Source organism: Synergistaceae bacterium (assembly GCA_017444345.1).
In the GTDB taxonomy this organism is placed as follows: domain Bacteria; phylum Synergistota; class Synergistia; order Synergistales; family Aminobacteriaceae; genus JAFUXM01.
In genome coordinates, this window is sequence record JAFSWW010000094.1 from 1 (window position 1) to 10,690 (window position 10,690).

Sequence of the window (10,690 nt, forward strand, 5' to 3'; positions counted from 1 at the left end):
AGAATAGGAGAAAAGCAAAAACAGTGATAATTTTATTGTAACAAGAAAATTTTTTAACAGGGGGAATTATAAAAATGTTCGTCAAAATAGTATGCACAATCGGGCCGGCCTCAGAAAATTATGACACTCTTAAAACTATGGCCGAGTCTGGTATGAATGTAGCAAGATTAAATTTTTCTCACGGTGATTATTCAGGTCATGAGAAAAAGTTAAAGCTAATCAGAAAAGTTGAACGCGCAGTAAAGAAACCTATAGCCGCATTACTTGACACTAAGGGGCCGGAAATTCGCACGGGAATAATGCAGGGCGGAGAAGTCATGCTAAATCAGGGCGCGAAAATTATTTTATGTGCCTGTGATGAGCCTTTTGAGGGGACTCAAGATAAAATTTTCGTGAACTATAAATTATTGCCTCAAGAAGTCAAGCCCGGACAAAATATTTTTATCGATGACGGAACTCTAAATCTTGAAGTAGAAAGCATTAACGGTGATGAAGTTACTTGTAAAATCATAGTGGGAGGTTTACTGCGCAACACTAAAGGAATTAATTTACCCGGAGCAGATCTCACTATGCCGGCATTATCTGACAAAGATAAACAAGATATAACATGGGGGATTCAACACGGCATGGAATATCTTGCAGTCTCATTTGTCAAGAATCGCAGTGATATTATAGAAGTCAGGCGGCTGATTCAATCGCTCGGCGGGAACATGAAAATTTTAGCTAAAATCGAAACAAGTCAGGCCGTGCAGAATATTGAAGAAATTGTTGACGTTGTTGACGGCGTTATGGTAGCTCGCGGAGATTTAGGGGTTGAGATTCCGACTGAAGATGTGCCTTTAGTTCAGAAAAAAATTATAGAAATGTGCAGAGTCAGGGGCAAAGTCGTAATTGTTGCGACTCAAATGCTTGACTCAATGATTCGCAATCCCAGACCGACAAGAGCAGAGGCCAGCGACGTAGCAAATGCTGTATTAGACGGAACTGACGCGGTTATGTTATCAGGTGAGACAGCGAGCGGAAATTATCCCGTTCAGGCAGTAAAGACTATGCGCAAAATCTTAGACCGTGCCGAGAAAGAAATAAATCTCTGGGGCAATCACAAGAATAACGAGCAGAACCCGATCGAGCTTGAAGGAATCCCCGTCCCCGATGCTGTATCAGGTGCCGCCGTCTTAATAGCCCGTCAAATAAAAGCTCCTGCAATAATTTCTTTGAGTCGTTCAGGTCTCACAGCTAGAATGATAAGCAAACACCGCCCTGAATGTCCTATTTTAGGAGTTACTCCCAGTCAGCAGACTTGGCGCGAGCTTTCTTTATGGTGGGGCGTTCAACCTGTCAGGCTTTCTGAAATGTCAGATATTAACGTTGCAGCCCGCGAAGCAATTACTACGTGTGTGAATAAAGGCCTGTTACCTGAGGGCGAACTTGTTGTAATTACTGCAGGTGTACCAGTCGGGCGCGCAGGATCTACAAATCTCGTTGAAGTCCTGACAACTGGGAATATTTTATTATCAGGGACTCCCCTTTCACATAAAAACGCAGTCGGTAAAGTTTGCATTGCTAGGACTCCTCAAGAGGCTATAGAGAAAGTTACTCCCGGTTGTATATTAGTCGTCCGGCAATTGAATGAAGATTATCGCCCAGTTCTTGACAAGGTCGGAGCAGTATTATTTGAAAGCGGGTTATTATTCAGTGAGGGGAATTCGCTGGCAATTGATTATAATCTGCCTTGTATTGTCGGAGTCGCCGATGCATTCTCGACTTTGATGGACGATGATATTATTTCAGTTGACGGCACAAGGGGCTTAATTTATCGCGGAGTTGTAAGACTCGTTATTTAGTGAAAATATAATAATAAAATGTGGGCTAATATAAGAAGTGCTATAGACATTGCGATAGTGTCATTCATAATTTATCGCATTCTCGTTTTACTGGTAAACACGCGGGCCATTCAGCTTGTGAAGGGATTATTTATTCTGATTATGCTTTCATTGCTGGCCGGAGTGTTAAGATTCAGGCTTTTATCGTGGTTTCTCGGTCATACTTTATGGGCGTTGAGTTTTGCGATTCCCATAGTGTTTCACCCTGAATTACGCAAAATTTTAGAAGAGTTAGGCAAGGGCAGATGGCAATTTTTCAATAATAATAATAGGCTCTCAATCGATGACGCAGAAGAGAGAGTCAGGCAGTTATCGGGCGCATTAAGTTATCTCAAGGCTCATAAAATCGGCGCGTTAATTGTCATGAAGCAAAATGACGAGTTAAAAGAATATACAGAGACAGCTATACATTTAGACGCTCGAATAACTCAAGAATTATTAATCTCCATTTTCTGGATAAATAATCCCCTTCATGACGGCGCAGTAGTTCTTGACAAGTTTAATATTATAGCCGGGGGCTGTTATCTGCCTCTTGCTGATGTTCCCGAAATATCTCGCTGGTACGGCACAAGACACCGGGCGGGCTTGGGACTCTCTGAAGTCTCGGACGCTATGGTCTTCATAGTCAGTGAAGAACGCGGGGAGATTTCACTAGCAAATAAAGGCAAACTCTCTAAAGACTTGAAAGATTTTCAGGTGGAAAAATTATTGCGGCATTACTTCATGGGAGATCAGAAAGGTGAAAAATTTTCACTCTTAGACTCGTTTGTAAAAATATTCTGGTCTAATCCTTCAGGAGGCACTGATAACGGGAGGTTAGTACATTGAGAAGAGGCTTTGATCTTGATAGTTTTTTGTCGTCGTCTGTTGTCTTATGGGCAATTGCTATAATAAGCTCCCTGATGATGTGGGTTTATGTAACTGGACTCGATGAAAGCTCATACATAACGCGCAAATTTTCCTGTGAACTCGAATATCGCGGGATTGATCCTCAGGCAATTTTACGCAAAAGAATATCGGAAATTGATATAGAAGTCAGAGGCCCCGAACATGAAATCATGAATTTAAATTATGATCTCGTTCACGCTTATATCGACGCAAGAAATTTATTACCCGGCAAACGCTATGAAGTAAGCATACACGTTGAATTACCCAGCAATATAGATTTAGTATCGTTTACTCCCTCGCAGGCCGTATTAGATTTAGCTAGACAAGTAACCCGCTTAATGAACGTTGAGACAATTCTGCCGCAGAATATTCCCGATGGTCATTATATAGAAGGTGTAGAAATAATTCCCAAAGAAGTAGCTATCAGGGGCGCAGAAGATGATATTGCAAAAGTCGGAAGTGTCCGGGTTACTCCCACTGTTGAAGAGCTTCAAAAAGGGAACGAGTTATTAATGCCGGTGAAATTCTCACAGTCTGAGCCGTTCGATGGCAATGTTACAATTGAGCCTGCCCAAGTTCGTTTCAGGGGGAATTTAGCGAGCGGCCAGCCAAGAAAGAGAGTCCCTGTTAATGCGCGTTTAACTGGCTATCTTGATAAGGATTTCGAGATCCGCGCGGTAGTTCTTGACCCTTCAGAAGTATTAATAGAAGGCCCTAGTTCAGAACTCGCAAAAGTTGACGCTGTTGACACTGAAGTAATGGATATTTCTTTGCTTGCAAATGATCAGACTATAGTCGCACCCTTAAGAGAGCCGGAAATTTCGGGAGTCCATCTTGCAAGTAATTCGGGAGTCCGCGTGAGTCTTTCACTGGGAGAAGTAAGAGCAGAAAAAATGTTCGCAAATATTCCCGTTGAGATTCGTTCAGGGGACAGAAAATATTCATGCAACCCCTCAAATGTCGCTGTAACTCTTGAGGGCAGGCCGTCATTAATCGCGAAAATCACTCCGGAGGCCTTGAAGCTGCGCGCTTATGTCGACGTGTCAAATGTTTTCATGAGTCCTATTACTTTGCCGGTTAAAGCTGAATTTTTATCGGATGATGCTAGATTTAGAATTAGCTTGATTGAGCCTTCAAATGTTACTGTTAATGAAGTCGAATAAAGGAGTGATTTTATATGCGTAAAATTTTCGTGTTGATTATATTTCTCTTAACGTTCTCAAGTCCGGCTGTGAATGCTGCTGACTATGACCCGTTAAATACTGTATGCGCGTTAAATCTCGCAATAGTTTCTGTTAATAGAATTTTAGCGGCTCATGACAGAATCACCCTCGAACATGAATATAATAGAATCATCAACCGTCTAGCAATAGGCAATATCGAGGGCGACCCTGAAATGACGGCGTTATATTCTGATTTAATGAATTTCATAACGGGAAAAACTATCAGTGCTCAGGAGAAAAAAAGACTCTCGGAGATCTCGCGCCTTCAGGAGCAGGAAGCATATTATCGGGCAATGTCTAAAGGTTTTGCAAATGTCCGGGCTCCTGAGCAAGAAAATTTTTTAGGCTGGCTGGCGGGGCTTGCTGTCTCGTTAGCAAGTTCAACAGGAACAGGCTATTATGACTATCAGGCAGCAAAGGAGCAGTTAAAGCGCGAATTTAACACGGAATCATGGGAGCTGACAAAACAAGAAATTCAAGAGTGTAATAAACTTCAAGTCAGATTGCTTAATTCGTCGTGGCGTTTAATGAGTCAATACAAAATCCCGAATGAATACAGGCTGACTCAAGAAAACGTGCGGGAATTCCTGAACATCATGGACGAGAAGGACTCTTTAAAGCGTCTTGGCCGGTTGAAATTCATAGAACGTAAATTTAAAGTGTATCCGCCTTACTGGTATTTCAGGGCAAATTCTGCGCTGGAGTCAGGCAATGAGTCAGAATGCAGCGAGTCCTACAAAAAATTTAATGAAGTCTGGCGGCCAGTCCTGAATTATGACCCGTATAAACTCTAAGCTGTTAAATACGAAATTTGCCAGTTCGCAAAATATGAGTCTCTCTCAAGTGAAAATATCAGCAAAATTAAATCTTTAATTGAAATAGTCAGAGATTACACATTGCCCGATGACTGGGAGAGCAATATTTTTACAGGAACATTTTATTATGCGCTGGGCGATAAGGACGAGGCCATAAATTGCATTGAGTACGGGAATATAGCGTCAGGCCTTGAGAAAGATATTAGCGGAGTAATGCTAGCTCAAATGAAGTCGGGAAAATTCAGCGCGGATAATGTTGCAAGTGAGCTAAAATTTTTATTCAATAAGAGAGAATTTGCAGCACTCAAGACTATTGAAGAGATAAAAGCAGCTGCCGAACGCGGGAATACTGACGCGCAAAATAGATTAGGTTACATGTATTTTTTAGGCGAGGGCGGATTTGCCTAAAGACGATACGCAAGCTGTTTATTGGTATCGCAAAGCTGCTGAAGGCGGGAATACTTACGCGCAAAATAATTTAGGTTACATGTACGAATACGGCAGGGGCGGATTGCCTAAAGATGATATGCAAGCTGTTTATTGGTGGCGCAAAGCTGCTGAAGGCGGGGATCCTATAGCGCAATATTGTTTAGGTTACATGTACGAATACGGCAAGGGCGTGAAGAGAGACTTAAACGAGGCTCGCAAATGGTACGAACTCACTGCTAAAAAGGGACACAAATCCGCAGAAGAAGCCCTTGAACGCTTGAATAATAAATAATAATAATTATCATAAGGAGAGAATCAAACTTGCGAAAACTTTTCGGAACTGACGGAGTCCGTGACGTGGCAAATTCCGGCAAAATGACGAGCGAGACAGCTTTAAAACTTGGCCGGGCATTTATTAAGTTCTCACGCGGGAAAAAATTTTTAATTGGCCGTGATACCCGCTTGAGCTGTCAAATGTTGGAAGGCGCGCTATTTTCCGGCATGAGTTCAGAGGGCGCAGAAGTCTATTTAACGGGAGTAATTCCCACGCCGGGACTCAGTTATGCAATCAAAGAATTACAAGCAAACGGGGGAGCTGTAATAAGTGCCTCGCATAATCCCGCAGAATATAACGGCATAAAATTTTTAGGTTCAGACGGCTGCAAACTCTCGGACGAGTCAGAAGAGGCAATCGAGAATTTATTAAACGAGTCACCCAGCACGAGTCATGAAATAGGCCGGATTCATGAGGCAAAATATCTCGTGAATTCATATACAAGTCATATAGCAAAATTTTTGAAGCCTGAAGCAGCAATTAATAATATCGTATTCGACTGTGCAAACGGAGCGAGTGCTGAGACAGTGCCGGAACTGGTGAAAATCTGCGGACTTGACTCTGATATAATTTCACGTGATTATGACGGCTTGAATATTAATAAATCCTGCGGAGTCATGCACATGGAAAATTTAACAAGTTATGTTATAGCGCATAAAAAATTTATGGGATTTGCTTTTGACGGCGATGCAGATAGAGTATTAATCTGCGACTCACAAGGCAGAATTATTGACGGCGATATAATTTTATGGGTTCTTGCCCGCTGGCTTAAGTGTGAAAGCGTAGTAGTTACTGTTATGAGTAATCTTGCACTCGAAAATCATTTATTACGCGAGAATATAAAAACTTATCGCTGCCCTGTAGGAGATAGATACGTACTCGAGAAAATGCGCGAAACAGGCTCAAAACTCGGCGGGGAACAGTCAGGCCATATTATAGCGAGCGACTTTACAAGCACCGGCGACGGTTTATGTACTGCGATGTTATTCTTGAATGCTGTTAAAGATTTAGGCGAAAATGTTAATACTTTGATTGACAGGTTCGGACGTTATCCGCAAAAATTAGTTAATTTGACTTTGACACGCCCGCGCAATGAAGTTAATATGGACGCTATAAATTTAATAGTAAATAAATATCAAGGCAAATTTACATCAGGCCGTATATTTGTCAGGACTTCAGGGACAGAGCCGCTATTAAGAATATTAGTTGAAGCTCCGGAAAAAAATTTAGTTGAAGAAGTCTCGAATGTATTAGAGTCCGAAATGCTGAAATTTGCTTAAAGAATAATAAAGATAATAATAGCTTCTGCAATATAGCGGGAGTTATTTTTTTGCGTGAATCTCTGTGATAATGATAAAATATTTTCAGGAGAGGCGTTCCACGATACAAGACACGTATTAGGAACGAGGCTCACCGAGGGGTACTCCTCGCAGTCTTATTAGCTGAGAGGAGGTGATAGCGTGAAAAGTATAATAAAGCTCGTAAAAGTCATTACTGAACTAGTACGAGCACTAACGGATTTAATCCGTACACTTAAGCGTTAATTGTCTTCACTTTCGGGCTTGTTGCCGTTGTGGGGATGTCAGAAACCCCGCTCCGGTCAGCCTGATTTATTAAGATAATGTCCGAAACCTCTCCCGGACGACTTAATTAAATTATACACCATTCAAAAAATTTTATTTTCGCGATTTCAATATTATGATGATAAAATATTTCTCGGAGAGGCGTTCTAGCTTTATCGGAACGAGGCTCGCCAGGGGACACTTCCTGCAAGCCTATATTGGCCGAAAGGAGGTGAAAGCCAGTGAAGGATTTTCTCGACAGAATGATAGAACTGCTACAGTACATTTCTGTTGCTGCAACAGTCCTTGAAATTCTTTTAAGGGTGATTCGACACTGTTTCACCCATTAAGGTATGATCTTTGTTTGTTGTAATGAAGGCTTACTGAGGTGGGGTCTCCTCCCCGCTTCGGCCCGCCTTTGCAGTTCATTCGGTGCGACCTCTTCCGCGTCGAATTGATATAATTATACACCATTCACATATATAATAATTACAGGGAGAAATATATTTATTATGATTTCGTCAAAACATTTTGTATTACATTCAAATTGGCCGCCTTCAGGAGATCAGCCCGAAGCTATTGACTCACTGACTCAAAGCATAATCGCCGGGAATAAATTTCAGACTTTAATGGGAGTTACAGGCAGCGGCAAAACTTTCACGATCGCAAATGTAATAGCAAATTTAAATCGTCCTGCGCTCGTATTAGCTCATAATAAGACTTTGGCAGCTCAATTATACAGCGAGTTTAAAAATTTCTTCCCGGAAAATGCCGTGCGTTATTTCGTGAGCTATTATGATTATTACCAGCCTGAAGCCTATATTCCTTCAAGTGATACTTACATAGAGAAAGATGCGTCAGTTAATGACAGAATAGAGCGATTAAGACTCTCGGCTACTAAGGCACTTATTGAAAGAAGGGACGTTATAATTGTCGCAAGTGTTTCATGTATTTACGGGCTTGGACTGCGAGAAAATTACGAGAACGCTATAATTTCATTTAGAGTAAATGACAGAATAGATCAGCGCGATTTCCTTTCTGACCTCGTCAAAAATTATTATGAACGCAGCGACTACACTCCAGAGCCCGGCAAATTCAGAGTCAGGGGCGACACTGTAGAGATATTCCCCGCCTATGAAGATGAGTCATGTATTCGCGTAACTTTCTTTGATGACGAAATAGAACGCATTGATTTAACTCAGCCATTGACCGGCCATATAATAGAAAGCGTAAAGGAAGCCTCGATATTTCCTGCGCAGCATTATGTAACTGAATCTGACTCGATTAATAAATCAATCCCCCTAATAAAAGCTGAATTATCAAAAATTGAAGAAAATTTTATCTCACAGGGCAAATTAATCGAAGCTCAACGAATCAAAATGAGGACTCTATATGATCTCGAAATGTTACAGGAGGCCGGCTACTGTTCAGGAATCGAAAATTATTCGGTCTATCTTGATGGACGCAAGAAAGGAGACCCGCCGGGGACTTTGATAGATTTCTTCCCAAGTGATTTTATTATGATAGTTGATGAGTCACATATAACTTTGCCGCAGGTTAACGGCATGTCAAACGGGGACAGCGCGCGGAAAAAATCTCTTGTAGAAAACGGTTTCAGGCTCCCTTCATGCTTAGATAACAGGCCTCTCAAGTGGCACGAGTTCGAATCACGAATCAATCAGGCAATTTTTGTGTCAGCTACTCCGGGCGATTATGAGTTAAAAGAGTCTTCTAAAATTGTCGAGCAGTTAATCAGACCCACCGGAATCCCTGACCCTGAAGTCGAAATTTTACCCGCAAAAACTCAAATTGATGACTTAATAGATAAATTACGAGACAGCGTTAATAAACATGAGCGCGCTTTAGTTCTCACTCTCACAAAAAAATCTTCTGAAGACTTAGCGGACTATTTAAGCGAATTAAAATTTAGAGTCAAATATATTCATTCTGAGTTAAATACTTTTGAGCGGGCCGAATTAATACGGGATTTGCGGGCAGGACAAATTGATGTCTTAGTCGGAATTAATTTACTGCGCGAGGGAATGGATCTCCCTGAAGTTACACTTGTTGCAATTCTTGACGCTGATAGAGAGGGCTATTTGCGCTCATATAGATCACTGATTCAAATTATGGGACGTGCAGCGCGAAATATTGGCAGCAAGATAATTTTATACGCCGATATAATAACAGAAAGCATTAACAAGGCAGTAAACGAGACTAAACGCAGGCGTGAACGACAAATAGAATTCAACAAAGCAAATAATATAACGCCTAAGAGTATCACAAAAGATATAGCCGACTTATTGCCTCCGGAATTAATCACAGCATATGAATCAAGTAAATCAGGCATAAAAGAGTCAGGCACTCACAAGAAATCAGCAAATAAATTAACTCTCAAGGAACTAGAACGCGCAATGTGGGAAGCTGTAGAAAAATTAGACTTTGAACGGGCGGCTGTGATTCGTGATACTATTAATGAAATCAAAAAGGGGGAATAATTTATTAATGCTTCTGAGATTATATTTACAATTTCTCAAATTCGGCTGTTTCACGTTCGGCGGGGGCTGGAGCATTGTCGCACAAATGAATGAAATCTACGTAAAGCGCGAAAAAATTTTGACTCCTGAAGAATTGCTTGATATAACGAGCATAGGCCGCAGCTTACCGGGCACAATGATAGGAAATATCGCGATGTTTTTCGGGAATCGTCAAGCGGGATTTTTCGGGGGACTTGCCTGTGTGTTCGGAATGATTACAGCTCCCATGATTGTATTAATTATGATTACGAGCTTTTACACAGCTTTTCAGGATAATATATGGGTCTCGTCTGCTATGCGCGGGGTTCGTGTTGCTGTAGCTCCCGTTATAATTAGTGCTTTGGCGGGAATGGGTAAGAGTGCCTTCAAGATCCCCCCCTGTTATATTATTGCGCTGTTAATGTTCGCATTATATTTTTTCGTGCGTATTAGCTGCGTCTGGCTTGTTATAATCGGCGCATTTATCGGGCTGATTCTTTGTGAGTACTATGAGAGGGTGAAAAATTTTGATGTTATTGCTTGAATTATTCTGGAGCTTTGTTAAAATCGGCTTTACAAGTTTCGGCGGCTTGTCAATGATCCCCCTTATTTCAAGCGAAATGATTTCACACGGCTGGATGACTGCTCACGAAGTATCTGACATTGTAGCAATTGCAGAAATGACCCCCGGACCTCTAGGCTTAAACTGTGCGACTTTTGCGGGAATGCGTGCGGCTGGCTTTCTCGGTGCATTTGTTGCGAATATGGGCGCGCTTTCTCCGACTTTCACGTTATGTTTTATAGCTGCGTTATTCTTTCAACATTTCAAGCAAAATAAACGACTCGCACAAATCATGATAGGAGTCAGGCCTGCCTGCGTGGGAATGGTCGCCGGGATAGTTATAGATTTGATTCTAGTAAATTATGTAGATATAAATCAAAATATTCATGTGCCGTCTATTATAATGGGAGTAATAGATTTAATTTTGCTGATAAAATTTCGCGTGTCGATTCCCATAGTATTATTATTGAACGCAATC

10 protein-coding genes are annotated in these 10,690 nt (G+C 41.4%); all 10 read left to right on the forward strand.

Annotated features, from left to right (window positions below):
* The first annotated feature begins 74 nt into the window (after window positions 1-74).
* Window positions 75-1,844, forward strand: a complete 1,770-nt coding sequence (gene pyk, locus IJS99_07120) for a pyruvate kinase (GenBank protein ID MBQ7561585.1) — start codon at window positions 75-77, stop codon at window positions 1,842-1,844.
* 18 nt (window positions 1,845-1,862) lie between these two features.
* The gene (cdaA, locus tag IJS99_07125; protein ID MBQ7561586.1) at window positions 1,863-2,711 is read left to right on the forward strand and encodes a diadenylate cyclase CdaA; all 849 of its coding nucleotides are present in this window, start codon (window positions 1,863-1,865) and stop codon (window positions 2,709-2,711) included.
* Window positions 2,708-3,934, forward strand: coding sequence for a hypothetical protein (locus IJS99_07130; GenBank protein MBQ7561587.1), 1,227 nt, complete (start codon window positions 2,708-2,710; stop codon window positions 3,932-3,934). Before cdaA ends, IJS99_07130 begins: the two co-directional genes overlap by 4 nt.
* A 14-nt stretch (window positions 3,935-3,948) precedes the next feature.
* Window positions 3,949-4,788: a hypothetical protein gene (locus IJS99_07135; GenBank protein ID MBQ7561588.1), complete on the forward strand. Its 840-nt coding sequence runs from the start codon at window positions 3,949-3,951 to the stop codon at window positions 4,786-4,788.
* 102 nt (window positions 4,789-4,890) lie between these two features.
* Window positions 4,891-5,217 carry a hypothetical protein gene (locus IJS99_07140; protein MBQ7561589.1) on the forward strand — a complete coding sequence of 109 codons (327 nt, stop codon included), beginning with the start codon at window positions 4,891-4,893 and terminating at the stop codon, window positions 5,215-5,217.
* Window positions 5,210-5,530 carry a sel1 repeat family protein gene (locus tag IJS99_07145; protein ID MBQ7561590.1) on the forward strand — a complete coding sequence of 107 codons (321 nt, stop codon included), beginning with the start codon at window positions 5,210-5,212 and terminating at the stop codon, window positions 5,528-5,530. Before IJS99_07140 ends, IJS99_07145 begins: the two co-directional genes overlap by 8 nt.
* Window positions 5,531-5,535: 5 nt before the next feature.
* The gene (locus tag IJS99_07150) at window positions 5,536-6,852 is read left to right on the forward strand and encodes a phosphoglucosamine mutase (protein ID MBQ7561591.1); all 1,317 of its coding nucleotides are present in this window, start codon (window positions 5,536-5,538) and stop codon (window positions 6,850-6,852) included.
* A 794-nt stretch (window positions 6,853-7,646) separates the two neighbouring features.
* Window positions 7,647-9,632, forward strand: a complete 1,986-nt coding sequence (uvrB, locus tag IJS99_07155) for an excinuclease ABC subunit UvrB (protein ID MBQ7561592.1) — start codon at window positions 7,647-7,649, stop codon at window positions 9,630-9,632.
* Window positions 9,633-9,639: 7 nt separating this feature from the next.
* The gene (locus IJS99_07160) at window positions 9,640-10,194 is read left to right on the forward strand and encodes a chromate transporter (GenBank protein MBQ7561593.1); all 555 of its coding nucleotides are present in this window, start codon (window positions 9,640-9,642) and stop codon (window positions 10,192-10,194) included.
* Window positions 10,178-10,690, forward strand: a 513-nt coding sequence (locus IJS99_07165; GenBank protein MBQ7561594.1) for a chromate transporter, incomplete at its 3' end; no start/stop codon positions are given. The genes IJS99_07160 and IJS99_07165, both read left to right, overlap by 17 nt.